Source organism: Winogradskyella sp. UBA3174 (assembly GCF_002364335.1).
Classification (GTDB): domain Bacteria; phylum Bacteroidota; class Bacteroidia; order Flavobacteriales; family Flavobacteriaceae; genus Winogradskyella.
Window position 1 is genome coordinate 97,339 of record NZ_DEXW01000043.1, and the last position, 26,359, is coordinate 123,697.

Sequence of the window (26,359 nt, forward strand, 5' to 3'; positions counted from 1 at the left end):
TGATATTCAATTAATTTCAATCTTTCTAATCAAATTTTGAAACCCTTTTGCTTTTTTTTCGTTTTTAATATTGAAACCGCTAACCAATTAGATGCATAAAACAGATAACACGTTAATAGAACTTTGCAAAAAAGGCAATCAAAATGCTCAGATGCAAGTTTATGATGGGTATAGCCAAGCGATGTTTACCATTGCTTGCCGTTATCTAAAACATGAAGAAGATGCTAAAGACGCGATGCAAGATGGGTTTTTAAAGGCATTTACAAATATTGAAATGTATAAGCCTGAAGCCACATTTGGAGCATGGCTAAAACGAATAATTATCAATCAGTGTTTAGATGTATTAAAGAAAAAACAATTAGAATTTGTTACTGTTGAGGTTTCAGAATTACGGATTATTGAAGATGATAATTGGAATTTTAATAGCTCAATTTCTAAAAATGATATTCTAATAGCTATTGAGCAATTAAACGAAAAACACAAAATAGTAGTAATCCTATATTTAATTGAAGGCTACGATCACCAAGAAATTTCAGAGATTTTAGCCCTGCCAATAAAAACCTCGAGAACCCATTTAAGACGCGGAAAGCAAAAATTACAAGACCTTTTAAAACGAAAGTACAATGAAGCGAGATATTAGAGATTTATTTAAGGAAGAAGACGAATTAAAGTCGCTTCCTGAAAATTACAGAAAAGAGTTTTTAGAAAAGCTTAAAAAGCAATCTAAGAAAAAAGTAACATCTTTTTCTTGGTTAAAAATTGCAGCAGTATTACTAATTGCATTAACAGTAGGTTTTAGTTTGTTTTATAATAATCCTGAAGAGGAAAAAGTATCACCAATTATAGCACAAGTTGAAGCAGTAGAAGCAGAGTATTTAAAAAATATTGAAGTCGAGTGGGAGAGTTTTGTGGCTCTTGCCGATGATGAAATTTTAATTTCAAGATTTAAAAAGAAACTAGAGGACTTAGATACTGACTATCAAGAAATTTCTGTTAAGTTTAAGAATGAATCTGATAATTTAGTTGTTATTGAAGCTCTAGTAGAAAATCTTCAAACACGACTTCAGATTCTGAAAAATATACAAAAACACATCAAAATATTAAATCAAAAAAACGAACAACATGAGAACATTATTTAAACTTATACTATTAATCACAGTTCAAGTATTGCATGCGCAAAAGCCTTCTAATATTGAAATGGAAGAGATTCATACAATCTATGATGAAAGTTTTACGACAGATGCAAATACGACTTTGGTTTTGAATTTAAGTAATACTGCGGCTCGTATTTATAAATCTAAAGATGATAAAGTCCATATTAAATATACTATGGAATTTAATAATTACAGAAAAAAAATAGTAGAATCTAGTTTGAAACGTGCAATTGTCTCTGGAAAAAAAGAAAATAATAAAATCACATATACTTCAAAAAGCCGGAATTCAAAATATTATAGACAATATCAGATGGAAGAGGTTTTGGTAGGTCGCTTGGGTAAAATGGTGGATTCAACAAATAAGATAAAACCCGTTATCAGAAAATCTTTAGATTCAATTCTTATTCAAATTAACCTATCTGAGCGCAAACGTTTAAGGAAATTTTATGGCACATTTAAAATTAAGCCAAGAGTAAAAAAATGGAAGAAAAGTGATAAACTCCAAATAACTCGAATGGTGATTTATATACCAGAAAACATTCATGTTAGAGCAACTTTAGAAAATGCACAGCTTATATTTTTAGATGATTTCATTAATAGAGCAACTATAAATAGCCGAAATTCTAAGCTTAGATTTAAGACTATTGGCCATGAGCTAAATATATTTGATATTGACAATGGCTATTTTAATGCAGAAGCAGTCACTAGTGGTAGTTATAGTTTTGCAAACACAAAAGAAGTTACTATTGGTAGGCTTAGCAATTCATTGGTGAATTCTGAATTTACTAAGATTGAATTAGGTGAAATAGGTAAAAATAATAAGGTTGTTGATTTTAATAGTAAATATTTTATCTACAATTTTAGTAACGATTTTGGTGCATTTAATCTTGATACTGATTATACCGAAGTTAATCTATTTTTTCCTGAAAGCATAGACTATTATATCGAAACGTTTGGTTACGATACGGTACATTATTCGAAGGGTTTCACAGGGGTTATTGGGTCACCTAGTAAATATGAACCTACAAAAATGATGACTATTGGTAAAGAAACTAATCCTAATAAAATTAAAATTAACACCACACATGGTATAATTAGGCTTGGTGAGGATTCTATAGACTTTGGTAAAAAAAACTAATATTACCCAAAAAATACTCCATGCAAATAACGACCAGGCATTAACGTAAAGCCACCAGCAATAATGAGAGCGCCAAAATAAAGTAATATCATCTTTCTTTTGTGCGCTTTTACATTCCCTTTTTTAATGGCTAAATAAGCCGTTGGTACTGTCCAAATAGTTAAGAAACTAAATAGGTGAATCCAACCAAAATGATTTAAAACTCTACCACCAACATCAGCTGGCATAAATAAGGTCACAATGGCTGTAAACAGCATTAAAATCATATAGATTCTACCAAGTTGTTTATGGATTTGCGTTCCTTTTTTAATGATTAAAAGAAAACCACCAATAAATACACAAGGCACTACGGTGTATAAATGGAGAAACATTAGAGTGTCGTAGCTCATATATTATTTTTGAAAGTAAATAAATTTTAAGAATCAAATTCAGCTTCAGAGGCATAATCAATAAAGGATCTAACTCCTTGAAAAGGACTATATTTGATAAAGTTAATCATTGCTATGTGTTTATATAAATTAAAATTTATAATATTTTTTTTCTTCATAAATACAATTTCTAGCCATAGCCAAACAAATCAAAATTTTGACGACTCTAAATTAGAAAAGACCCTTTTTGAGAGTAACGACTTACTTTCTATTAAACTTTCCTACTCAAGAAAACAACTCAAAAAAGAAACTAACGATTCTACATTTCTCGATTCATTTTTAGCGCATAAAAGTGCAGATAGTAAATGGGATACATTACGAGTAAAAATTAGAGCTCGTGGTAATTTTAGGCGTGCAAAGTGTCATTTCACACCTGTTAAATTAAAAATTAAGAAATCTGATGCTAAGAAAACTATCTTTAAAGGTCAGAAGCAATTAAAAATGGTCTTGCCCTGTGTTAATGAATCTTCTAAAGATGATAATGTAATAAAGGAATATATTATTTATAAAATGTTTGAGGTTGTCTCGCCCTATTATTTTAGTTCGCGGTTGTTAGATATAGAATATTCAGAAATTAAAAAAAGACGAACTCAAGTGCACAATTTTAAGGGTTTAATGATAGAAGATAATAGCAAAGTTGCTAAGCGATTAGACGCTAAACTTGGTAAAAGAAAATACTATCCACAAGCTTTTGATGAGTTGGGTGCTGTGAGACACGCTATGTTTCAATTTATGATTGGGAATACGGATTTTTCTACAGTTTATCAGCACAACACTAAGGTGTTATTCGTAAACAAAAGGTTTTTTACGATACCGTATGATTTTGATATGGCTGGTTTTGTAAATACAAGTTATGCTGTAGTATCGCAGATTGGTAACCAAAAATTACCAATAGATAAAGTGATAGATCGTTATTATAGAGGTTATAAACATGATTATAAATTCTTTCAACAAGTACGAGAAGAATTTATCGATAATAAAGAGGATCTGCTTCAAATTATAGATGATAACAAGTTGAATTTTATAGACCAGAAAAGTTATAAGGTTGCAAGAGTCTATATTTTAGATTTTTTCAAATTAATAGGGAATGAATCAACTTTCAAAAAGCGCACTTATTTGGCCGCATTAGAACTAAATTAAACTTAATACCAACGTTTCTTTTTCTTTTTAGAAGCCTCACTCTTTCTACCCTTTTTATATTTACTCCCTTGCTTTTTATGTACAACAGGTTTTGCTTTAGGATCTAAAGGATAAGGATGTTCAGTCTCTACAGGGATTTGAACATTAATACTGTTTTGAATCGCTTTTACATAGCTTTTTTCGTCAGCAGAACACATCGCGTACGCTTTTCCAAGATTTCCAGCGCGTCCTGTTCTACCAATTCTGTGCACGTAAGTTTCAGGTACATTTGGCATATCAAAATTAAGCACGTTATCTAATTCATTAATATCAATACCACGAGCTGCAACGTCAGTCGCAATTAAAACTTTGACGTATCCATTTTTAAACTTGTTTAAGGCGTTCTGTCGTTCACTTTGGGCTTTATCTCCATGAAGGCTATTTACTGCGTAACCATTTTTCAATAAAGTTTCCTCTAGTTTATCGACACCATATTTAGTGCGTCTAAAAATAAGAACGTTGCCTTCTATAGTGTTTCTCAATAAATGCAAACACAACTCTATTTTACTTTGTTTAGGTACATAATACAAGACTTGACTCACATCTTTCGCTACAGATTTTGTAGGAGTCACATCGATACGTTCAGGATTTTTAAGAATGGTATTTGCTAATTCCTCAATCTTATAGGGTATAGTTGCTGAGAATAAAAGTGTTTGTTTAGTTTCAGGACAAAGACGTTCAATCTTTTTAACATCATCAATAAATCCCATCGCTAGCATTAAATCTGCTTCATCTAAAACGAAGGTTTCAACATAATCGAGGTTAATGTAATCTTGTTTGTGCAAGTCGAGTAGGCGACCAGGTGTTGCTACTAAAATATCAACCCCTTTTTTCAAAACATCTTTTTGTGGTTCAATAGAAGTTCCTCCAAAAACAACCAGAGATTTTAGGTTAGTAAACTCAGCATACGTTTTAAAATTTTGTTGAATTTGAACAGCGAGTTCTCTAGTTGGACTCACAATCAACGCTCTTATTTTTTTTCCTTTCTTAGGCGCATCTTGTTTATCATATAGTTTTTGTAGAATAGGTAATGCAAAAGCCGCTGTTTTACCAGTGCCAGTTTGAGCAGATACAATAACATCTTTACCATCTAATACAAGAGGTATTGAGCGCTGTTGTACCAAAGTTGGCTCAATATAGCCAGAAGCTTCAACGGCTTTCTGTAAGGGTTTTATGAGGCCTAAGTCTTTAAATGACATGTGTTTTAATTTGTGGTAAAGGTAATGTAAAAGATGAAGTTGATTTAAAATAAAAGCGATTTCAAATTTGAAAGCTTTTATACGTTTTGGCGGTTTTATAGACAATGATAAAATGCTAAAGAACGCGCTCAATCATAGACATACTATTCAAGATGCAATGTGCAATTATTAAAGGCCACAAATTACGACCAAATTTAACATATGCAATTCCCATAACTAAGCCAATAAGTCCAACAGTTATTGATCTTTCAGATAAATCGTTTGAGTGTCTAAAACCAAAAATCACTGCTTGTAATACAACTGCTATAACAGTAGCAAATGAAGTAAAAGAAAATAGTTTTTCAAACCAATTCATTAAAAAACCTCTGTCTAGTAATTCTTCGAGCATTGATTCAATTAAAACCATTGGAATAATTGTGAAGAAGAGCGACCAGTTTCCTTTAAGGTCTCCAAATTTAGAGGTAGTACTACCTTCAGAAACCTCTTGTTCAGTTATAAAAGGTAAAGCATCTTTAATAATATTGAAAAGCATTATAGATGCTACTGTTGCAATTAAAATCCCAATACTAACCAATATTGTTTTTTTGATGCTTTTGGGTTTACGCAGGCCTAAATCTTTCCATGATAAACCTCGGACTTTCATTCTCCACATGGCTATAATTAATGTTGAGAATGACCAAAACAGACCATTTATGATAAAACCAACATTTGGAAAATAAATTTCTCTAATGAGAAACATGACTGTGATATAGATTACTAAATCGACTAAAATACCCTTATGGTTAGGGTTTTTAATTATTACTTGGGTATTAGTATGATTCGTCATTTATCTTTACCGTTGGTTAGATTAACTTTTTATAGGACGATAAAAACTACAAATAGGTTACAGTCTTAAAAAAAATCACCTGAATTTACCAACGCTCAATAGCCCAATCCTTTTGCTCTTTCTCAGATAAAAATGTCCAAGCAATAAATCTGCTAATCTTATGACCTTGACCCATTTCAATAGTTTTTACATCAATAGCATTCACTTTTTGTAAAATCTTATAGGTTGGTTTTAGTGTTGCTTCTTTCGAAATTAAGCTTGTAAACCAAAAGCATTGTTTACTGAAATGTTTACTCTCGTAAATCATGTCTTTTACAAAACGTGCTTCACCACCTTTGGTCCATAATTCATTATTTTGCCCGCCAAAATTAAGAAGTGCTTTACTCGGACGTTTTCCTTTTAAGTTTTTAAGTTTTCGTAGACTGGCTTTTTGAGCATCTTCTAATGAGACATGAAACGGTGGATTGCACATTGTAAAATCAATATGCTCGTTTGGTTTTATAATATCTTTAAAAAATGCATTAGATTGCTCTTGTCGTCTAATTTCTAAACTAGATTTTAAATTTGAGTTTCTTTGCTCTATCTCTTTTGCAGATATAATTGCAGTTTCATTAGTGTCACTTCCAATAAATGACCAGTCATATTCAAAATTGCCAATAATTGGATAAATACAGCTTGCACCAACACCAATATCTAAGCCTGTGATATGGTTTCCTTCTGGAATATTAGTTCCATTTCCTTTTAAAAGATCTGCAATATTATGAATGTAATCTGCACGACCAGGAATAGGTGGGCACAAATAATGCTCCGGAATATCCCAAAATTCAACATTATAATGATGTTTTAATAAAGCTTTATTTAAGGCTTTAACGGCATCTGGATTAAAAAAATCAACCGAATTATCACCATATTTGTTTGGTGCTACAAATGCTTCTAATTCAGGTGAGCTTTTAATAAGTTTATCAAAATCGTAGCGTTCTCTATGTTGACTTCTAGGATGAAGTTCTGATTTTACTTTTGCGTGTTCTTTTTTATCTTTCAATTGTTCTATTCTAAAGTAATAACTAAATCATTTTGTTTTACCATTCTGCCTTCTTCTAAGCTTATAGATTTTACTTTACCAGCTTTGTGTGCCGCAACTGTAGTTTCCATTTTCATAGCTTCAATGATAAATAAAGGGTCATTCTCTTTTATAATTTGATCCTTCTTAACCACTATTTTATAAAGTGAGCCTTGCAAAGGTGCACCAATTTGATTAGGATTTTCAGAATCTATTTTTTTATTTTCTTGTTTTACGATTTTTGAAGATTTATCAAAAACATCAACAAATCTATTCTCACCGTTTACTTTAAAGAATACGGTTTTATAACCATCATCATTTGCGATACTTACAGAAAGTAACTTTACAATAATAGTTTTTCCTTGTTCTAATTCTATTAATGTTTCTTCGCTAGGTTTCATTCCGTAAAAGAAGTTTACCGTCGGAATTAAACCAAGGTTTCCATAATTCTTGTAATTTTCGTGAGCGTCTTTAAAGACTTTTGGATATAAGGTGTAGGATAAGAAATCTTCTAGCTCAATAGGTCTTGTAAATCCTTTTTGAAATTTCTTTTTAAAGTCTTTATAATCCTTATCAAAATCAATAGGCTCTAAATGTGCATTTGGTCGATCTGTATATGGTATTTTATTTCTTAAAATTATTTTCTGAAGTTTTTTAGGAAAACCGCCAGTTGGTTGTCCTAAATCTCCCTTAAAGAAATTAATTACCGATTCTGGAAAAGAAATTGATTCACCACGAGTCATCACATCTTCTGGTGTTAAATTATTGGTCACCATAAAAATAGCCATGTCACCAACCACTTTAGAACTTGGTGTTACTTTTACCAAATTACCAAACATTTTATTGACTTGCGCATACATTAATTTTACCTCACTAAATTTATCTACCAATCCTAAAGCTGTGGCTTGAGGTCTTAAATTTGAATACTGTCCACCTGGAATTTCATGCTGAAAAATTTCAGCAGAACTGGCTTTTAATCCAGATTCAAAAGGGTAATATAATTCTCTTGTATCTTCCCAGAAGTTTGAAAATTGATTTAACTTATCCATGTCAAAATTATGAGCACGTTCTTGGTATTTCATCATTTCTACAATCGAATTAAAATTGGGTTGTGATGTTAAACCAGATAAGCCACCAAGGGCAACATCTACCACATCAACACCCGCCTCAATAGCTTTCATGTAAGTCGCAGATTGTAACGATGATGTATCGTGGGTATGTAAATGAATAGGGATATTCACGGTGTTTTTTAAAGCCGAAACCAGCTCAGTAGCTGCATAAGGTTTTAGTAAACCAGCCATGTCTTTTATAGCAATCATATGTGCGCCTGCATTTTCTAAATCTTTAGCAAGTTGCGTATAGTATTTTAGCGTGTATTTTGTTTCTTCAGGATTTAAAATATCACCTGTGTAGCTTATCGCTGCTTGTGCAATCCCACCCGTTTTATTGCGGACATAGTTAATACTTGGTTCCATGGCTTTCACCCAATTGAGCGAGTCGAATATTCTAAAAATATCAACACCATTTTCCCATGATTTTTCAACAAATTTTTCAATCAAATTATCAGGATATGCTTTATAGCCAACAGCATTAGAACCACGTAAAAGCATTTGGAATAAAATATTAGGTACTGCACTCTTAAGTTCTCTTAATCGTGTCCAAGGACTTTCGTGCAAGAAACGCAGACAAACATCGAAAGTTGCACCTCCCCAAACTTCCATACTAAAGGTATTCGCATGGTTTTTTGCAAAACTTTCTGCGACTTTAAGCATGTCGAATGTTCGCATTCGTGTTGCTAATAACGATTGGTGCGCATCTCGCATTGTCGTATCTGTATATTGAATTTTATTTTCAGCTTTTAACCATTGGCAAAATTTTTCTGGACCAAGTTCTGTAAGTAAATCTTTGGTGCCTTTTGGGAATTCTGCTTTAAGATCAAACTTAGGAACTTTAGGATGTCTAAATACTTTATTATCATCCTTAAACTTTATATCAGGATTGCCATTGACAACAACTTCAGCTAAATATTTTATGGCTTTAGAGGTTCGGTCTTGTGGTAATCTTATTTCGAATAACTCTGGTGTATTCTCTATGAAATTCACAGATACTTTACCTTCTCTAAATGTATTATGAACTATAACATTCTGTAAAAAATGGATATTAGTTTTTACACCTCTAATTCTAAATTCTTTTAAGGCACGTCTCATTTTTCTAATAGCTCCATCTAATGTTCTGCCCTGAGCAGATACTTTTACGAGCATAGAATCAAAAAATGGACTCACATTATAGCCTTGGTAAATGCTACCAGCATCGAGTCTAATTCCCATGCCAGACGCACTGCGATAGGTGGTAATGTTTCCATAATCTGGTGTGAAATTATTTTCAGGATCTTCTGTTGTTAATCTACATTGCAGTGCAAATCCGTAAGTTGCCAAACTATCTTGCCCATAGATTTTTATTTGTTGGTCAGACAATTTATAACCTCCTGCAATGAATATTTGTGTTTTTACCAAATCGATACCAGTCACCATTTCGGTTACTGTGTGTTCGACCTGAATTCTTGGATTCACTTCAATAAAAAAGATGTTGTCTTGTTGATCTACCAAAAACTCAACCGTTCCAATATTATTATAATTAACTTCCGAAGTGATCGCAATTGCATATTTGTAAAGCGCATCTTTAACGGTTTGCGATACATTAAAAGAAGGAGCGACTTCAACTACTTTTTGGTGCCGACGTTGTACGGAACAATCGCGTTCAAACAAATGACGAATATTGCCATGTCTGTCGGCAACAATTTGTACCTCAATATGTTTTGGATTTTCGACATACTTTTCTAAAAACATGGTGCCATCACCAAAAGCATTTAAGGCTTCATTACTTGCGGAATTAAAATTTTGTTCTAAATCCTTGTCAGTTCTTATGACGCGCATACCTCTTCCGCCACCACCAGAGGCTGCTTTTAGCATTAATGGATAGCCTATCGCGTTAGCTTCCGAAATAGCAATCGTTAATGAGGTTAGATCATTTTGGTTGCTTTCTATAATTGGGATATTACATTTTACAGCGATTTTCTTAGCTGTTATTTTATCACCCAAAGCATCCATAACTTCTGGATCTGGACCAATAAAAATGATGTCGTTTTCAGCACATCGTCTGGCGAATTCTGAATTTTCAGATAAGAACCCATAGCCAGGATGGATGGCGTCTACATTTTTCTCTTTTGCTAATGCTACAATTTCTTCAATATCTAAATACGGTTTTAGAGGATCATTATCTTCACCAATTTGATACGACTTGTCTGCTTTATTTCTGTGTTGGGAATACCGATCTTCATAGGTGTAAACTGCAACTGTAGCAATATTAAGTTCAGCACAAGCTCTTAAAACACGAATCGCAATTTCACTTCGGTTGGCAACTAAAATTTTCTTAATTTTCATGTCTTTATTTTATTGTTTTTCAATGGTCACCTGCAGTTCTATTTTAATTATTCTCTTAGGTAATAAAAATTTTGAACATGTGCGTTTCACGGTAGATAAAAAATTTATTTTATGATATATGGGTTTTCATTTTGGTAATTTCTAATGACAAATTGTAGTACTGCATTTAATAATTCGCCCATATTTTTTGAACGTTTAATTCGAACATCTCCTGTTAAGTTGAATAAGCCTTTTTTTAATTGTTTTACTTTTTCAGGTGAAGAAATGATGTCTTTTTTCATGCATTTTATTAGGTGGTTTAAGCGTTTATGTTCACTCTTAGCGCGTTTTGCTAATAATGAGCGTTCTTCTTTTTCGTATTGCTCTATTGACTCTTTAGCTAAAACTTTTAAGCTCATATTTACGAGTGCGTTGTTTTCTTTTAAAAACTGAGGTTTATATACTTTTGGATTGCCTTCATAACTCTGTTGATCAAAATCTACTGCACGAATACGATATTGTTTACGGTCGAAATCGTAAGTAATTACGATAACGTAGTTGTACGATCGCATATCTGCTAATAATCTAACAAAGCAACGTTCATTAAATTTAACAAATTCCTTAGCCAAAGCACGTTTGTCTTGTTCTGAAATGGTATTAAGATATTCGCTTATGTAAGTGTCTCCTGGTATTCCAGAAATATGTTCTTCTATTAAAGTGTCTCGATGAACTAAAAAATTAATGTGATTTGGAGATAATATATCTTCTAGTTCTAAGCCATAAATACGTGATGCATCTGCCTTTTTTATGTAAAGAAAGATATAGTTGTCGTTTAAAATATTTCTAACCTTTATACGGAAAGGCTTCGTGTTGCCAAAGGTGCAAAAGTCTATACTGTCAATATTTAAATATGGAATAATGCTATCACTACCATCAGAATGTAAAATGGAATACACCTGTTTTAAACTGAGATCTATTTCGTCACGCTCGTATTCGGCATAATAACAACTGATCCAAAGCGTGTCTTTTCCATTGGCGTCAAAAACTTCAACGGCACCTTGAAAGCGTAATAAGTCATCATAAAATATAGGTATTTTTATATTTCTTCCTTGGGCAGTTAGATAATTTGATAATAGACTACTTATAGGATATGCTGGTTTTTTTTTAGAAATAAGTTTTTTATCCATTTTGATTTGGTCTAATGGTAGTTTTAAAAGTCTTGTTTTAAGTGTTTTGTATTGATAATCTTAAAGTTACATAATTAATTAATACCCTGCCTTATAAGAATTTTTTTTATAGATGTAAGGTGTAAATATAACTACGATGCAAGAAATTATTCAACAAATATCGATTTGGAAACAAAATTGAACTGTTGTTAATTATCGCATAAAAAACTTTAAACGTCGTTTAAAATCTTTTGGTAAAGCATCAGTTTTTAGCATTAAATTTATATGCTCTTTATTTTTGTTTTCAGCATAAAGTAATTCAAATAATTGAAAAATTGAAATACTTTCATTGGCTTTTTCAACTAATTTTAGAGTGTCTCCTTTTTTAACATCACCTTCTTCTATTACTTTGACATACATGCCAGAGTAACCATGGTCTATAAATTGTTGTAAAACTGTTTCTGAACCAAATTTATAGGCAAACTTAAAACAAGGTTCTCTCGGTTGGGTTATTTGTACTAATGCACTACCGAGTTTATAAATGTCGCCTACAAATAATTCTTTTTCTTCTAAGTTCTCTACTGTTAAGTTTTCACCAAGCATACCATAAGTCCAATCTAAGTTTGGATATAAATTGCGCCAAAAAGGGTATTGATTGGCTGAAAACAAATAACATGCTTTAAACTCACCACCATGAACTTTTCGATCTGAAACTTCATCACCTCTAACTTCTTCTTTTCCTAAATGTATAGTGACATCAGTTGGCTTTTTATAAATGCCAGTAATAACTTCGTTGCCTTCCCATATAAAACTGGTTGGTTGTGCGATATTGGTAGAGATTACTTGCATGGTCTAGTGTTTTATAGTTATCCAAATAGGGAATAAACTCTTTTAAATTTTTTATAAGCTTCTGGGATTTTAGTTAATGGTTCTTCTGTAAACGAAAAGGTTTTGTTCGCTTCAGAAATCCAATACCGTTTGCCTAGTTCTCCATCCGCAGATTTTGTATGAGATTTAGGGAAATTAGTCATTGAGAACTTACCATCTTTATTTAATTCTATGCCAAATACTTTTAAGTCTAATACTTTGTTATAGGTTAAGCGTATTTTTGAATTTAATGCTTTAGTGTCTTTAGAGATGAAGAAACGTTTCTCTTTTTTTGTATAATCCTTAAACTCTGAACTCCACTTATAAGTTGCTTTAGAAATAGCGGCTAATTCTGTTCTAACTTTTAGATTATCACTTTCATTTTGAATAATTGACACAATATTTTTACGTAGAATGACAATAGTTTTCTCTTCAGGATTAATATTTACTATTGTTTTCTCTGAGAGAACAAGACTTTCTTTCACTCCAAAAAATGAACCAACGACTAAGAATAGTATTTTTATAAGTTCCATAGGCTAATTTATACAAAAAAAGCGCAAGTTTATAACTTGCGCTTTAATGCTATTAATCTTAAGGGTTCTAAGGTTTTAATCTCGTCTTGTAAAAAAGCAAAATTATAATTATTAATTCATCTAAAAATTGATGTATGATAAGAAATAAATAGATTTATAATTCTTTTCTAATTCTGCTTAGGCTCTCGGTAGTAATGCCAAGATAAGAGGCTATATGGTAGTTTTTTATACTTTTTTCGATATTTGGATAGGTCTTCATGAAATCGAGGTAACGCTCCCTTGCCGATTGGGATAAATTAGATAAAATTCTTTTTTGAAAACCGGCAAATGCGCGTTCAAGTTTTATTCTAAAAAAACGATCTATTTTAGGGATTTTCTTGTACAAATACTCTTTGTCTTTTACGGCAATTCTGTAAAGCGTTGCGTCTTGAATCACTTCAATAGTCATTATGGACTTTTCTGAGGTAAAAAACCCTGTATAATCACTAATCCACCAATCTTTAATACCAAACTGAACCGTGTGCTCTTTGCCATGAGTATCTATATGGTAGCTTCTTAAACAGCCGTCTAAAATATAGTATTGCTCATTAACAGATTCACCTGCGTTCAGTAAAACGCTACCTTTCTTTACATTTATTTTATGAAAAAGAGAGGTGATTATTTCTACCTCATTTTCTGTGAAAATAACGTCTTTAAAAATGTCTTTTATTTTGAAATTATCGCTCTGCACCTAAAAGTTAAATTATTCATTAAATATATGTAAAAGCTTTTAAATGAGTGTGTTAAAATCGACGTTATGGTTTAAAAATAGTTTATCGATTTTTTTATATAAGAAAAAACCACTTTATTTAGTAACGTGGTTTTTAATACTAAACGATTAACTGAAATAATTTCAATATATCATCTTAGTCTTTCTGTTGAGTGATGTTTATCAATTTTCCTGCGACAGTAGTCACTTCTCTTATTGTACCAGAGGTGTTTGCAACTACCGCAATAACAGTATTTAGACTAGGGATTACAAATAATTGCATTGAGGTGCCGCTTTGTGCTCCATTATATCTTCTTTTTGCACGCCTACATAAAGGTAGAACCCAAACCATTATTCACCTTTTCTAAACTGTGGTGTTCTCCCATGAGTTTAAAAGTGTCGCTACGCACTAATGTATTATTGATTAAGGTCTTCCGAATTTATAAGATTGTTTGTAGTAGAGTAGAAACCACCGGCTGGAATTCTGTTACTTAAATTAATAGTCTTAGCCTCTTTAATTTTTCCTTTGCGAACTCTAAGATATAGTGTTGTTGTATGTTCTTGTTTCACTTCAGGTTTCTCTATTCTTGTGTTCGCCATTTTCGCTTTATCCCAAATATCAGTTTGCATATATGCCTCATAAGATAAACCTGAAACTTTTTCTATAAGTATACCAAGAATTACATAGCCATAACTTGTATAGTAGAACTCTTTAACAGGTTTAAAACGAAGTTTGTGGTACTTAAATACAGCATAAGCATCTAATAAAGTCGCGTAATTATTTTTGTTGTCAGCTTCTTTATCGTTTTTGTAAGTATCCATTACAAATGTATGTGCCAACAAATGTTTTGTAGTGATTTTTGTTTTTGAATAAACTCAGGTATGTAGTTGTCAATAGGTAATAAGTCTTGCTCTACCAATTGCATTATAGCGATAGCTGCCATCGATTTGGTGATCGAAGCCGTTCTAACTTCAGTGTATAAAGTAAAATCTTGTTTTTTATCTTTATCTGCGTAACCTTTAGCAGCCTCCTATGTGATGTCTCCATTTACGGAATAACTTGCTGATGCGCCAATTGCAAAACCATCCTTTACTAAAGTTTCTAGTAACGCATTAGAGGTTTTAGTTCTATCTTTAGTAACACTAAAAAATGTGTGTAATAATGAAATGATGGCTATAAAAAATGTCTTATTCATGATGAAAATATTTAAAATTGATTTGATTAAAAAATAGACAAGAATTGTCCACTAATCAATTCCTCTATTGGTTTGGGATAAACTATTCGTTTTTAGGGAATGTCTAAATGACCTCTAATAGTGCTGCTCTGTAATTTTCGGAAACAGGTACTTCCATTTCTGTTAACACGATAGTGCTAGAACTCTTCCCTTCTTTAAAGTGAGTTGGGTTAATTAAATGAGAACGATGTACTTTTAGTAAATCTGGAATACCTTTTAATGTATTACGTAATAATTTTTTATGTAATTCTCCTTGCGTTAAATAGCTCACTTCAACATAATTATCTGCACTAGAAATACAGATTAAATCTTTTGGTAAAATCTTCAAAACATCTAATTTACTATCCCTTTTTAAGATGCTGTTGTTTTGGGTTTTATTGGGCACTTTTTTGTTTAGAAACCACCTAGAGAATAGAATTATAGTAAGAAGTACAAAAAATATAGGAAGATAAACTTCATGCAAGAATTTTTGAAAATCATAATTCCCATTAACAATACTAGATTTGTAATAGCTGTTGCTTAATATAATTTGAATACAATGAAAAGAACTTCAGAAAGCAATGCCTATTTCTCAAATTGTTTAAATGTCCAATTCTGGATAGGAATCAAAGACATATAAACCACAAAACTTACAATTCCATAAATAGGAAGAATTTCTAGACGGACGCTAAATTTAGGTTCTGCGATATAAAAAGGAGCAATAAGAACCAAAAACAACACTAACCATAGACTAATTACTAGAGCAATGATTGTATGGTATTTATAAGATATGTTTAAAGGGAAGTTTGCATGGATTGCTAATAGATGAAAATTTTTACAACGACAAGGAATAAAAAAACCACTTTGAATTAACAAAGTGGTTTTAGGTTGTTTTTGATAAGATTCCTGTGTTCGTAGGAATTTATTTATTTAATCATCTCATAACTTCGCTTAATAAAGTTCGTCAACTCTTCACCTTTTAATAGGCCTTGAGATAAACGCGCTAAATCTAAACTCTGCGTGATTAAACGTTCTTGTTTCTTTTTGGTTTTAGTACCTAAAATTTCACCAACCAATGCAGAATTTGTGTTTACGATGAGGTTATACATTTCTGGCATATTACCAAACATATTCATTCCGCCTCCACCACCTGTGGCTTGCATCTCTTTCATACGACGCATAAACTCTGGTTGTGTAATTATAAATGGAGACGCATCGCTATCCATAGCTTCTAACTGTACAGCAAACTTTTCAGAAGGAATCGTTTCTTTTAATAAAGCTTCTAATGCTGTGTTCTCTTTTTCAGACAATTTAGAAATTGCAGTCTCGTCTTTCTTAATTAAATTATCGATATGATCACCATCAACTCTAGCAAAAGTAATATTCTCTTTAGTAGATTCTAACTTCTGAATTAAATGCGGAACAATAGGAGAATCTAACATTAAGACCTCGTAACCTTTTGCCTTTGCAGCTTCAATATAACTGTGCTGTTGGTCTTTATTAGATGCATAAAGAACTACAAGCTTGCCATCTTTGTCTGTTTGATTTGCTTTTATAGTATTAAATAATTCTTCGTATGTAAAGAATTTACCATCTACCGTTGGGTATAAAGCAAAAGCATCAGCTTTCTCAAAGAATTTATCTTCAGATAACATACCGTATTCAATAACGATTTTAATATCGTCCCACTTTGCTTCGAAATCTTCGCGATTTGCGTTGAATAAAGACTTTAATTTATCTGCTACTTTACGAGTAATGTAAGATGAAATTTTCTTCACCGCTCCATCAGCTTGCAAGTATGAACGCGATACGTTTAAAGGAATATCTGGTGAATCAATAACACCACGTAACATGGTTAAAAATTCTGGTACAATACCTTCAACATTATCCGTTACATAAACTTGATTTTGATACAGTTGAATTTTATCCTTCTGCATGTTCATATCATTCGTCATCTTAGGGAAATACAAAATTCCTGTTAAGTTGAATGGATAATCTACATTTAAATGAATGTTGAATAACGGCTCTTCGAATTGCGCTGGATATAACTCTCTGTAAAAGCTTTTATAGTTTTCATCCTCTAAGTCAGCAGGTTGTTTAGTCCAAGCTGGATTTGGATTATTGATGATATTATCTACCGTAATCTGTTTGTGTGGCTCAGTCGTTTCTTTACCTTCAGCATCAGTCGTAGTTGCTGGAGTAAATTCTGGATCGTTTATCTCATTAGTTCCAAATTTAATTGGAATAGGCATAAATTTATTATACTTATTTAATAACGTACTAATTCTTGCGTCTTCTAAAAACTCAGTAGAATCTTCAGCAATATGAAGAATAATCTCAGTTCCTCTTTCTGTTCTGTCAGATGCTTCTAAAGTAAATTCTGGTGAACCATCACACGTCCAATGTGCTGCATCAGCTCCATTATGCGACTTTGTAATGATTTCAACTTTTTCCGCGACCATGAATGCAGAGTAGAAACCAAGACCAAAATGGCCTATGATTCCTGAATCTTTAGCAGAATCTTTATACTTATCTAAAAACTCTTCAGCCCCAGAAAAAGCGACTTGGTTAATGTATTTTTCAACCTCTTCGGCCGTCATTCCTAAACCTTGATCAATGATGTGAAGTTTTTTTCCTTCTTTATCAACCTTTACTTCTAGGATTGGATTACCATACTCAGATTTAGATTCACCAATACTGGTAAGGTGTTTTAATTTTAGTGTGGCGTCTGTACCATTACTAATGAGCTCACGTAAAAAAATTTCGTGATCACTGTATAAGAACTTTTTAATTAGCGGAAAGATATTCTCTACCGATACATTAATACTTCCTTTTGTCATAATTATAATTATTTTTCGTCACTTCGAGTGTTTCGAACTATATCGAGAAATTATCGATACTTCGACTTTGTCTTAACTCAAACTGACAACATTAGTTGTTTTATTGTTTACTTAACTACTAGTCAAATAAAATACCAAGAAAATATTTATGACAAGATGGCATAAAAAAACCATTCGTTTTACGGAATGGTTTTTCAAAATTATATAATAGTAGTCACTTAATCTTTAATCTTTTCTTTTAGGTCTTCGATAGTTTGCACTTTCACAACCCGATTTTTCACATGTTTATCTAGCCATTGGTCTTGTTCCCAAAGCATGTGCATAATAGATTCTTTAGCTCTGTAACCATGACTCTCTTTAGGTAACATTACTAGTCTCACTGTTGCGCCTAATCCTTTGAGTGCATTAAAATAACGTTCACTTTGTAATGGATATGTGCCAGAATTATTATCTGCTACACCATGAATTAGAAGTAAAGGCGTCTTCATTTTATCAGCATGCATAAAAGGTGACATGTTATAATAAATCTCTGGTGCTTCCCAATAACTACGCTCTTCACTCTGAAAACCAAAAGGGGTTAGCGTTCTGTTATAAGCTCCACTTCTTGCAATTCCGGCAGCATACAGATTAGAGTGCGATAGTAAATTAGCCGTCATAAAAGCTCCATAACTATGACCGCCAACTGCAACTTTATTTCTATCTATATAGCCAAGATCATCAACAGCACCTATTGCTGCTTTTCCGTTGGCAACTAATTGTGTCCTAAAAGAATCATTAGGCTCTTCATTGCCTTCTCCAACTATAGGGAAAGCCGCTCCATCCAATACTACATACCCTTTGGTTACCCAATAGATTGGCGAACCCCAATTAGGATATACAAATTTATTAGCGTTAGCTGTACTTTGAGAAGCACTTGCTTTATCCTTATATTCTCTAGGATATGCCCATAAAATCATTGGGTATTTTTTACCGGTTTCGTAATTTAACGGCAAATATAAAGTACCGTCTAAATCTAATCCATCGTCACGCTTATAGTTAATGACGCGCTTATCTACATTCTCTAAACTTTTAAATGGGTTGTCAAAAGCGGTAATTGCAGTAAGGCCATTTTTTTTATTAATATTTCTAATATAATAGTTTGGATATTCTGTTTGAGATTCTATTCTTACTAAGATTTCTCCCTTTTTCATGTCAATTGCAGAATTTAGACTTTCTAACTTATCTATATATTCTGACTGGTATACGCGTTTTGTTTTATCTGTTTTTACGCTATACTCATCAATAAATGGGAATTGCCCTTCTTTTGAGTAACCAGCTCCCATTAGATAGAGTTTATCATTATTCATTTCTAGTGTATACCGGCCTAACTCATTTTTTGATTGTACAAAGCTTCCAGGATTGCTATAAACATCTTGATAATTTCTATCTGAAATAATCTTTGCTTTTTGCTTATTATCTGATGGATTAAATACGTACGTTTTTGTGTTTCTTGTATTCCACCATCTGTCATAAGCAACCGCGGTTTGGTCATTTCCCCAATCTATACCAGCAAAACGTTGTTCTGTTTTTAAAATTAATTTTGCATTAGCAGTAAAAGGAGCATTTTGTTGGTAAACAGCATCTCTGTAGTCTACATTTACTTCAGGGTCGCCATTATCTAAAGCTTCTGCCCAAACTAAAGAAGCTGGTTTATCTGCTCTCCAGCTCATGTTACGTTTTCCTGCTCTTGTAGCCATGAAACCTTTTGGTCTCACTTCGTCTAAAGCAACTTTGTTAACGGTTTTAATTTTGTTTCCGTTAGTGTTATAAATTATACTTTCGCTAGGAAATCTTGAGTAGGTTACTAAATAAGAAAATGGTCTCTCAATTTTAGTAATCATTACATAGGCACCATCTGGAGAAAAACTAACACCACGATACATATCTGCTTCCAAAAAGTTTGTAACCGAACCATTAATAGATATTTTTTTTATTTCAGAACGTGCTAATTGTTCAAAGTTAAATTCGTCATTTGGTGTTTTTAATAAATCTTGATAGGTTCTGTTTTGTGCTTTTTCTCCATCACTTACAGAAACGGTAGGTCCTGATGGTACAGCAACAGCAGTATTGATTAACGGCTTTCTATCTGCTGGTAACATTTTTACTAATAAATGTTTATTATCCTTCATCCAATTTAAAGTACTACCCATATTTGCATTTACAGTAGCAGTTGTTAATTTTGAGACTTTCGTATCATTAATATTGAGAACCCAGACTTCTACACCACTATTTGTTGTGTTTAGACAAGCAATCATAGATTCGTCTGGCGACCAGCTAAAACCAGATAATCTTGGATTTTCTGGTAATCCAATTACTTGTTTAGCATCTTTATCTGATGTTTTTTTGACTTTTAAATTTGTGTAGTAAGTCGTTCTGCTACCAATGTTTGTAATAGGGTTTATTCTAAGTCCGGCTAAACGTAGTTCTGTTTCAGAAAGTTCTGATATAGACTTGTACTGATTGCGATATAGCAATACCATATGTTCCCCTTTACTATCAATCTGAACGCCAGGTGCAAGATCTACATCTGCGAGTTCTAGTATTTCTTGTGAGGGTTGTTGGTACTTTAAATTTTGTTGCGCATAGCTGTTTACAACTATTAAAAACGCAAATAATTGGAAAAATAATTTCATAATGAGTTTTAAAGTTTGATTAATTGCATTCAAGATACTTATAATGTATGCCTATAAATGTGAGAGAATTGTTAAAATTATAAATTGTGTTATGCATGCATAACGAATCCAAATTGGAATAAAAGTAAATTGTTTCTTATAGATTAACTTCGCATTATTAAATAGATACTATGTACAATTCAAAAATAATAGGCTTAGGTAAGTATGTTCCAGACAACGTTGTTACTAACGAAGATTTATCTAAAATGATGGACACCAATGATGATTGGATAACAGAGCGTACAGGTATTAAAGAACGTCGTTGGGTCGAAAAAGGGAGTGGTGATACTACGGCTACAATGGGTGTGAAAGCCGCTAAAATTGCGATTGAACGTGCAGGTATAGATAAGGATGATATTGATTTTATCATTTTTGCGACATTAAGTCCAGATATGTATTTTCCTGGTCCGGGTGTACAAGTACAACATGCTCTAGATATAAAAACGGTTGGTGCTTTAGATGTACGTAACCAGTGTTCTGGTTTTGTATATGCTATTTCCGTAGCTGATAACTTTATAAAAACTGGGATGTATAAAAACATCTTAGTTATTGGTAGTGAGTTACATTCTTTTGGTCTAGATAAAACGACTAGAGGTAGAGGAGTTTCTGTAATTTTTGGTGATGGTGCAGGTGCTGCAATATTAACTAGAGAAGAAGATATGTCTAAAGGTATTTTATCTACACACTTACATAGCCAAGGTGAACATGCAGAAGAATTGGTATTGATTGCACCAGGAATGGGTAAGCGTTGGGTAAGTGATATCTTAGAAGATAACGATCCTAATGACCAAAGTTATTTCCCTTATATGAATGGCACATTTGTATTTAAAAATGCAGTTGTCCGTTTTAGTGAAGTGATTATGGAGGGTTTAATGAAAAACAACTTGCAGGTAGATGATATTGATATGTTAATTCCGCACCAAGCCAATTTACGTATTGCACAATTTATACAGCGTAAGTTTAAGTTAACTGACGACCAAGTCTTTAACAACATACAGAAATATGGAAACACCACAGCTGCGTCGATCCCAATTGCTTTAACTGAAGCATGGGAAGAGGGTAAGGTAAAAGAAGGAGATACCGTTGTATTGGCTGCTTTTGGTAGTGGCTTTACTTGGGGAAGTGTGATTGTTAAGTGGTAAAACCCCTTTAAAAAAAAGAGATCTTGTGGATTTAGTACTGACTTGACTTTTTTTAAATTTTGAACTAACTTCTTTTAACGTCTGATATAAGTCATTAAAAACAGTCTCATATCATTAAAGTTAAACGCAACATCACAAAAAGCCCAAACAACTAACGTGTATGGGCTTTTTAACTATTAACCAACTTAACTAACACTATTATAAAAATTAATTTATAATTACTATTAACTAAAACTTATCTCATTACTATAGACGTAAAAGTTTCAATTTTATTTTATTGAAAAATGGATTTAACTTGTATTTAACAAAAACCCGAAACATAGCGCTTCGGGTTTTTTTATTTAATAGCTAAACATTAACACTAACCATCAACTATTTATGTAGGCTATTAAACATTATCTTCACTTGTTATATTAAAGACAATTTAAAAAGCTGAGTGTGACACTTTATTATGGGTTATTACATAAACCCTCCACCATCTTTCTCATTGTCGTCTCGTTGCTTACGAGATTTTGCTCTGTATTTTCCTCCACCAAAACGGTAAGATAAACCAGCGAAAATCGTTTTAAATTCTGGCTGTACAAGGACGTCTTGTCTAAAAGGACGCTCACTGAGTATATTTATTTCTTGTGTATTAAATACATTATTAAAGTTTAAGCTAAATGTTGCTCTGTTATCTTCTAAGAAGCTATAGCGCATTCCTAGATTAACAAAATACATAGGCTCCATTTCAAAATTTAGACCCGTATCTTTTCCGCGATACATTGCAAATGCTGAGAGGGATAGTTTCTTTGTGACTTTAAAATTGTTGAATACTCTAAAATTATAAATAAGGTTGTCGACTTCAATATTGTTTAAGTCTATATCGTCCTCAGTCGGGTTAACAATATTTGGATCTAGACTTTCTGCAAAACCACGTTGTGTGCGACCATACAAATCAAAGCTTGCATTAAAATTCCACCATTTTGTAGGTTTATAACTTCCAGAAACTTCTACACCATAAGCTGAAGTATTACCGAAATTATCAACTCTTAATATTACTCTGCCAGATCCTAAGGTTGAACGATCAACAAAAAGACCTTGGTTAATCTCATCTTCGATAAGTCTGTAAAATACACCACCAGTAATACTGCCTTTTTCTAGATTTCTTGTGTAATTTACTTCAAGAGAGTTTGTAAATTGTGGTTCTAACTCCTGATTTCCAAATTGCGATATTAAAGGGGTGTTAAACTCTGGTATTGGATTTACTTGTCCTACGCTTGGTCTATCAACTCGACGACTATAACTGAATTGATAGGAATTCTTATCCGTTGGATTATAAGTTACAAAAGCAGATGGATAGACTTGTACATAATCATTTTCAAAAGGAAACTCTGTAACTATGTTATTTGCTAAATCTGTATCTACAGCAAATGCATCAACGTTAACCGTCTCTGCTCTAAGACCTAATTTATAAGACCATTTATCTAGTTGTTTGCTATAACTGGCGTAAAGCGAATAAATGTTTCTTTCATAATTAAAAGCTGTGGATGTAGGAATGTAATTTCCAAGTTCATCTTGCACACGTGCATCGGAGGTATAAGACAGATCGTTAGTAAAAAGTCTTATCTGAGCACCGAACTCAAGTTTTGTAGATTCAGACAATGGGTTTACATAATCTAAATTTACAGTGGTGCGCTCTCTGTCTGTGTCTGTGAATTCATCAAAATTGGGTCTTACATTTGCTCCAGAAAATCGGTTAAATGTTTCTACATCATTATTAAAAATATTATAATCTATTTCTAATTCAATATTATGTCCTTCTTTATCAAAATCTAATTTGTAGTTGGCATTGTATTGTTGACTGTTATTTTCATTGCTATTATCAATGATCTGAGTTTGACTTAAGTTAGTGTCATTGCCAAAAGTTAATGTAGACTCTCCTAAAGCTCCACCATCAAATATATTTTGATTTGAGAATAGCGAGAAGGTGTTTTTATCATTGATATAATAGTCTACACCAAATTTAAATAAGTGTGAATTACGTTCTTCTAATAAATCTAAATCTTGAATTAATTCTGATGCTGTCTGTTCTAGAACTATAGCATTTCTGTTGTCGGATATGTTATTACCATAACTTCCATAAAAATTCAACTTACCATTTCTATAATTCATGTCAATAGAACTATTAAACTTAGGTTCTAATTGATAGCCTAATCCAAGATTTACATTACCATTAAAACCAATATTTACATTCTTATGTAGTATTATGTTTATAATACCGCTCATACCATCAGGATTGTATTTGGCAGATGGGTTGGTAATCAATTCTATTTGTTTTATAGATGTGGAAGGGATTTGTCTTAGCAACTGTGCCGTGGGAATGTTAGATAATTTTCCATCTACCATAACCTGCACATTTTGATTTCCTCTAAGCGCTATTTCACCAGTTTGTTGATCTACATTTACAGTAGGAATATTATTCATAATATCTGATGCAGTTGGCCCAGAAGTCGTCAAGTCTTTACCGACATTTATAACTTTACGGTCAATTTTTTGCTGAATGGTAGTTGTTTCAACTATGATGGTAACTTCGTCTAAAGACTCGGCACTTTCTGCTAGCATAATATCTCCAACATCTATATTATAGCCATTTTTTCCAATATTTATCTGTTTTTTAATAGTCTTGTAGCCGATGAATTTAATTTCGACGTTTACATTGCCTTCAGGTATCTTGCTGATTTTAAAAGTACCATCACTATTGGTAATACTACCGGTAATGATCTTATCTGCAACATTTTTAATAATTACATTAACATAAGGTAATGGCTCATTGAGCTCTGCATCCATAACGCGTCCTAAAATTGAACCGTTTTTAATTTCCGAATTGGAGTTGGGTTGTGCACTTAAAATGGCTGATGAGACCATTATAAGCATTAAGAAGAAATGCTTCATTTTTTGATTGTTTTTTGATTGTTTTTGATTGTATGTTATAATGTAGACGACTACATTTACAATATGTTACTGTATTTAACATTCCTTAACATCTATTAAACAGTATGAAGAAAAAAACATTAGTACTTGGAGCATCGCTTAAGCCAGAACGCTATTCAAATATTGCTATTAATAGATTGGTGAATTATAATCACGATGTCAAAGCCTTTGGTTTAAGAGAGGGTGAGGTAAGTGGTGTTAGTATTGACACAGAACTAGTGTCTTATGATAACATTGATACAGTCACTTTATACTTAAATCTTAAGCGCCAGGTGGCGTATTACGATTATATTATTGGCTTAGAACCTAAACGGGTTATTTTTAATCCAGGTACTGAGAATCCTGAATTTTATGAGTTATTAAAAGCACATACTATTGAATTTGAAGAGGCTTGTACTTTAGTGCTGTTAGGAACAGGGCAGTATTAAATTTACTTTAAAAAGGAAACTTTAGAATTTACTAAAGTACCAACACCAATACCTTGATCTACACCAACCTCTACAGCAGCTCTATAATGAATACCTCCATAAAGTCTACTTTCTGCAGCTTCATTTGCAGCTAGTTTAAAGGATTTAAATTGGCGCATTGGTAAGCCATAAGGTAATTCTGTAGTATCATTAAAAGCAAAATTGTCACCAAAAATTTTGGTTAAAACTTCAGAGGAAGCAGCAGATACTACTGAATGTCCACTTGTGTATTCTGGGAAAGGTGGTGTTTGGATTATTGGAGCCCACTCTAAATCTATGTATTTATTTATTAAAGTTTCTGGCCTAATGAGGTTACTTTTATATTTTTCATCCCAACAACTTATAAAAGCATCTGCAATAGCTACAGATGTTTTGGTATAAGCAAAGACTGTTTTTTCAAAATCAGAATTGGTTTGTTTGCATGCAATTTTACAAATACCAATCCAATGTGCACCAGGTGTGATTTTTTTCTCAGCAAACATAAAGTGTCCTTTATTTACGGACACAAAAGGGTTACAATCCCAAAAACGCGCAATTGAAATCTCTTCGGAGTCATCACCTTTTGCTCTAATAGTATTATTTAAGTTTACAACATCCATTAATTCGTTATGAAATGCAGACCCTTTTTTTAAAGAAAACGGAGGATGAGTTTTGGGTTTAAATTGTGCTGCAGAATCTAAAACAAATGGTCTTATTTTGTTCCAATGTGGTTCAATACCTTTCATGTAAGCTGGTGGAGTAGGTTCCCAACGCGACTCATCATCTGTATAAATGTTATAGTCTGGCATGGTACGCGTTTCGGAATACTTGTCCGCATTCATCCATTCTTTTATTTGCTCGGAAATTACTAAAGCGTAAGTTTTAGAACTTTCAAATTCATTAGGGTTTATGGTTTTCCATTCTTTGTACAAACTATCTCTATAAACTTCTATTCTATCAGCAGAAAACACGAGTTCTTTAGCTACATCTATATAAGCTATGACTGCTGCTAGTTTAAGATTTACATCTTCGTCTGTTTTAGAAATGGCGGTGATATTCAACTCATTTAACTGGTTGTTTAACGATTTATACGTGCTGTTATTTTGATTTAAAACTTCATAAGCAGCAATATTAGGATACACATAAATACGACTAGCAACAGGAGGCGAGAATATGTCGTGTACCATGATTTCTGTTAATTTATCTACTGAATTGTGATAGTCATCAGTTGAGATAGTAATAGATTTATAATCTTTTTCACAAGAAAACAAACCCGTAAAAAGGATAAGCAATAAAACAGAATGTTTAGGTTTCAT

Annotated in this window: 22 protein-coding genes and 1 pseudogene; 6 read left to right on the forward strand and 17 right to left on the reverse strand. The window is 32.5% G+C overall.

Features of this window, described 5'->3' with window-relative positions:
* The first annotated feature begins 91 nt into the window (after positions 1–91).
* Genes B2U95_RS07530 through B2U95_RS07540 form a run of 3 tightly spaced genes read left to right on the forward strand, consistent with a single transcriptional unit; the run spans position 92 to position 2,292 of the window.
* A complete protein-coding gene (locus tag B2U95_RS07530; protein WP_296314409.1) occupies positions 92–640 on the forward strand; it encodes an RNA polymerase sigma factor in 549 nt (182 codons plus the stop codon).
* Positions 624–1,139, forward strand: coding sequence for a hypothetical protein (locus tag B2U95_RS07535; protein ID WP_296314412.1), 516 nt, complete (start codon positions 624–626; stop codon positions 1,137–1,139). Before B2U95_RS07530 ends, B2U95_RS07535 begins: the two co-directional genes overlap by 17 nt.
* Positions 1,123–2,292 (forward strand): hypothetical protein, encoded by a 1,170-nt coding sequence (locus B2U95_RS07540; RefSeq protein ID WP_296314415.1) that lies wholly within the window; start codon positions 1,123–1,125, stop codon positions 2,290–2,292. Before B2U95_RS07535 ends, B2U95_RS07540 begins: the two co-directional genes overlap by 17 nt.
* 2 nt (positions 2,293–2,294) lie before the next feature.
* Here the strand turns inward: B2U95_RS07540 and B2U95_RS07545 are convergent, their stop codons facing one another.
* Positions 2,295–2,681 carry a DUF2306 domain-containing protein gene (locus tag B2U95_RS07545; RefSeq protein ID WP_296314418.1) on the reverse strand — a complete coding sequence of 129 codons (387 nt, stop codon included), beginning with the start codon at positions 2,679–2,681 and terminating at the stop codon, positions 2,295–2,297.
* A gap of 93 nt (positions 2,682–2,774) precedes the next feature.
* Here B2U95_RS07545 and B2U95_RS07550 point away from each other — a divergent pair, with 93 nt between their 5' ends.
* Positions 2,775–3,860: a hypothetical protein gene (locus B2U95_RS07550; RefSeq protein WP_296314419.1), complete on the forward strand. Its 1,086-nt coding sequence runs from the start codon at positions 2,775–2,777 to the stop codon at positions 3,858–3,860.
* A gap of 2 nt (positions 3,861–3,862) precedes the next feature.
* Here the strand turns inward: B2U95_RS07550 and B2U95_RS07555 are convergent, their stop codons facing one another.
* From B2U95_RS07555 to B2U95_RS07620, 14 genes and pseudogenes are all read right to left on the reverse strand, one after another.
* A complete protein-coding gene (locus tag B2U95_RS07555) occupies positions 3,863–5,098 on the reverse strand; it encodes a DEAD/DEAH box helicase (protein WP_296314422.1) in 1,236 nt (411 codons plus the stop codon).
* 115 nt (positions 5,099–5,213) lie between these two features.
* Positions 5,214–5,924 carry a CPBP family intramembrane glutamic endopeptidase gene (locus B2U95_RS07560; RefSeq protein WP_296314425.1) on the reverse strand — a complete coding sequence of 237 codons (711 nt, stop codon included), beginning with the start codon at positions 5,922–5,924 and terminating at the stop codon, positions 5,214–5,216.
* Between the two features lie 85 nt (positions 5,925–6,009).
* The gene (gene rlmF, locus B2U95_RS07565) at positions 6,010–6,966 is read right to left on the reverse strand and encodes a 23S rRNA (adenine(1618)-N(6))-methyltransferase RlmF (protein WP_296314427.1); all 957 of its coding nucleotides are present in this window, start codon (positions 6,964–6,966) and stop codon (positions 6,010–6,012) included.
* A 5-nt stretch (positions 6,967–6,971) separates the two neighbouring features.
* Positions 6,972–10,424, reverse strand: coding sequence for a pyruvate carboxylase (locus B2U95_RS07570; protein WP_296314430.1), 3,453 nt, complete (start codon positions 10,422–10,424; stop codon positions 6,972–6,974).
* A 104-nt stretch (positions 10,425–10,528) separates the two neighbouring features.
* Complete coding sequence (locus B2U95_RS07575) at positions 10,529–11,590, reverse strand: hypothetical protein (RefSeq protein WP_296314431.1); 1,062 nt, start codon at positions 11,588–11,590, stop codon at positions 10,529–10,531.
* A gap of 192 nt (positions 11,591–11,782) precedes the next feature.
* Positions 11,783–12,418 carry an MOSC domain-containing protein gene (locus B2U95_RS07580; protein ID WP_296314434.1) on the reverse strand — a complete coding sequence of 212 codons (636 nt, stop codon included), beginning with the start codon at positions 12,416–12,418 and terminating at the stop codon, positions 11,783–11,785.
* Between the two features lie 17 nt (positions 12,419–12,435).
* Entirely contained in the window at positions 12,436–12,969 is a 534-nt protein-coding gene (locus B2U95_RS07585) for a hypothetical protein (RefSeq protein WP_296314437.1), read from the reverse strand.
* Positions 12,970–13,123: 154 nt separating this feature from the next.
* Positions 13,124–13,699 carry a Crp/Fnr family transcriptional regulator gene (locus tag B2U95_RS07590; protein WP_296314440.1) on the reverse strand — a complete coding sequence of 192 codons (576 nt, stop codon included), beginning with the start codon at positions 13,697–13,699 and terminating at the stop codon, positions 13,124–13,126.
* A 175-nt stretch (positions 13,700–13,874) separates the two neighbouring features.
* Complete coding sequence (locus B2U95_RS07595) at positions 13,875–14,000, reverse strand: hypothetical protein (protein WP_296314443.1); 126 nt, start codon at positions 13,998–14,000, stop codon at positions 13,875–13,877.
* A gap of 134 nt (positions 14,001–14,134) precedes the next feature.
* Positions 14,135–14,682: pseudogene (locus tag B2U95_RS07600) on the reverse strand (serine hydrolase domain-containing protein); the annotation flags it as partial.
* 66 nt (positions 14,683–14,748) lie between these two features.
* A complete protein-coding gene (locus tag B2U95_RS07605; protein ID WP_296314445.1) occupies positions 14,749–14,913 on the reverse strand; it encodes a hypothetical protein in 165 nt (54 codons plus the stop codon).
* Positions 14,914–15,016: 103 nt separating this feature from the next.
* Positions 15,017–15,337, reverse strand: coding sequence for a LytTR family DNA-binding domain-containing protein (locus B2U95_RS07610; RefSeq protein WP_296314446.1), 321 nt, complete (start codon positions 15,335–15,337; stop codon positions 15,017–15,019).
* A gap of 520 nt (positions 15,338–15,857) precedes the next feature.
* The gene (htpG, locus tag B2U95_RS07615) at positions 15,858–17,771 is read right to left on the reverse strand and encodes a molecular chaperone HtpG (protein WP_296314448.1); all 1,914 of its coding nucleotides are present in this window, start codon (positions 17,769–17,771) and stop codon (positions 15,858–15,860) included.
* Positions 17,772–17,989: 218 nt separating this feature from the next.
* The gene (locus B2U95_RS07620) at positions 17,990–20,443 is read right to left on the reverse strand and encodes an alpha/beta hydrolase family protein (RefSeq protein ID WP_296314451.1); all 2,454 of its coding nucleotides are present in this window, start codon (positions 20,441–20,443) and stop codon (positions 17,990–17,992) included.
* Between the two features lie 170 nt (positions 20,444–20,613).
* Between B2U95_RS07620 and B2U95_RS07625 the strand changes: the two genes are divergently transcribed.
* Positions 20,614–21,624, forward strand: a complete 1,011-nt coding sequence (locus B2U95_RS07625) for a 3-oxoacyl-ACP synthase III family protein (RefSeq protein WP_296314453.1) — start codon at positions 20,614–20,616, stop codon at positions 21,622–21,624.
* Between the two features lie 459 nt (positions 21,625–22,083).
* Here B2U95_RS07625 and B2U95_RS07630 read toward each other — a convergent pair whose 3' ends face one another.
* Positions 22,084–24,558, reverse strand: coding sequence for a TonB-dependent receptor domain-containing protein (locus B2U95_RS07630; RefSeq protein WP_296314455.1), 2,475 nt, complete (start codon positions 24,556–24,558; stop codon positions 22,084–22,086).
* A 104-nt stretch (positions 24,559–24,662) separates the two neighbouring features.
* Here B2U95_RS07630 and B2U95_RS07635 point away from each other — a divergent pair, with 104 nt between their 5' ends.
* Positions 24,663–25,025, forward strand: coding sequence for a CoA-binding protein (locus tag B2U95_RS07635; RefSeq protein WP_296314457.1), 363 nt, complete (start codon positions 24,663–24,665; stop codon positions 25,023–25,025).
* Between the two features lie 2 nt (positions 25,026–25,027).
* Here the strand turns inward: B2U95_RS07635 and B2U95_RS07640 are convergent, their stop codons facing one another.
* Positions 25,028–26,359: a vanadium-dependent haloperoxidase gene (locus B2U95_RS07640; RefSeq protein ID WP_296314460.1), complete on the reverse strand. Its 1,332-nt coding sequence runs from the start codon at positions 26,357–26,359 to the stop codon at positions 25,028–25,030.

What these genes read in the sequence shown, in the direction of transcription:
- B2U95_RS07545 (WP_296314418.1), bottom strand. Translation starts at nt 2,681, where the DNA reads ATGAGCTACGACACTCTAATGTTTCTCCATTTATACACCGTAGTGCCT.
- B2U95_RS07585 (WP_296314437.1), bottom strand. Translation starts at nt 12,969, where the DNA reads ATGGAACTTATAAAAATACTATTCTTAGTCGTTGGTTCATTTTTTGGA.
- B2U95_RS07575 (WP_296314431.1), bottom strand. Translation starts at nt 11,590, where the DNA reads ATGGATAAAAAACTTATTTCTAAAAAAAAACCAGCATATCCTATAAGT.
- B2U95_RS07595 (WP_296314443.1), bottom strand. Translation starts at nt 14,000, where the DNA reads ATGCAATTATTTGTAATCCCTAGTCTAAATACTGTTATTGCGGTAGTT.
- B2U95_RS07560 (WP_296314425.1), bottom strand. Translation starts at nt 5,924, where the DNA reads ATGACGAATCATACTAATACCCAAGTAATAATTAAAAACCCTAACCAT.
- B2U95_RS07605 (WP_296314445.1), bottom strand. Translation starts at nt 14,913, where the DNA reads ATGAATAAGACATTTTTTATAGCCATCATTTCATTATTACACACATTT.
- htpG (WP_296314448.1), bottom strand. Translation starts at nt 17,771, where the DNA reads ATGACAAAAGGAAGTATTAATGTATCGGTAGAGAATATCTTTCCGCTA.
- B2U95_RS07620 (WP_296314451.1), bottom strand. Translation starts at nt 20,443, where the DNA reads ATGAAATTATTTTTCCAATTATTTGCGTTTTTAATAGTTGTAAACAGC.
- B2U95_RS07530 (WP_296314409.1), top strand. Translation starts at nt 92, where the DNA reads ATGCATAAAACAGATAACACGTTAATAGAACTTTGCAAAAAAGGCAAT.
- B2U95_RS07535 (WP_296314412.1), top strand. Translation starts at nt 624, where the DNA reads ATGAAGCGAGATATTAGAGATTTATTTAAGGAAGAAGACGAATTAAAG.
- B2U95_RS07540 (WP_296314415.1), top strand. Translation starts at nt 1,123, where the DNA reads ATGAGAACATTATTTAAACTTATACTATTAATCACAGTTCAAGTATTG.
- B2U95_RS07635 (WP_296314457.1), top strand. Translation starts at nt 24,663, where the DNA reads ATGAAGAAAAAAACATTAGTACTTGGAGCATCGCTTAAGCCAGAACGC.
- B2U95_RS07555 (WP_296314422.1), bottom strand. Translation starts at nt 5,098, where the DNA reads ATGTCATTTAAAGACTTAGGCCTCATAAAACCCTTACAGAAAGCCGTT.
- B2U95_RS07625 (WP_296314453.1), top strand. Translation starts at nt 20,614, where the DNA reads ATGTACAATTCAAAAATAATAGGCTTAGGTAAGTATGTTCCAGACAAC.
- B2U95_RS07630 (WP_296314455.1), bottom strand. Translation starts at nt 24,558, where the DNA reads ATGAAGCATTTCTTCTTAATGCTTATAATGGTCTCATCAGCCATTTTA.
- B2U95_RS07570 (WP_296314430.1), bottom strand. Translation starts at nt 10,424, where the DNA reads ATGAAAATTAAGAAAATTTTAGTTGCCAACCGAAGTGAAATTGCGATT.
- B2U95_RS07640 (WP_296314460.1), bottom strand. Translation starts at nt 26,359, where the DNA reads ATGAAACCTAAACATTCTGTTTTATTGCTTATCCTTTTTACGGGTTTG.
- B2U95_RS07580 (WP_296314434.1), bottom strand. Translation starts at nt 12,418, where the DNA reads ATGCAAGTAATCTCTACCAATATCGCACAACCAACCAGTTTTATATGG.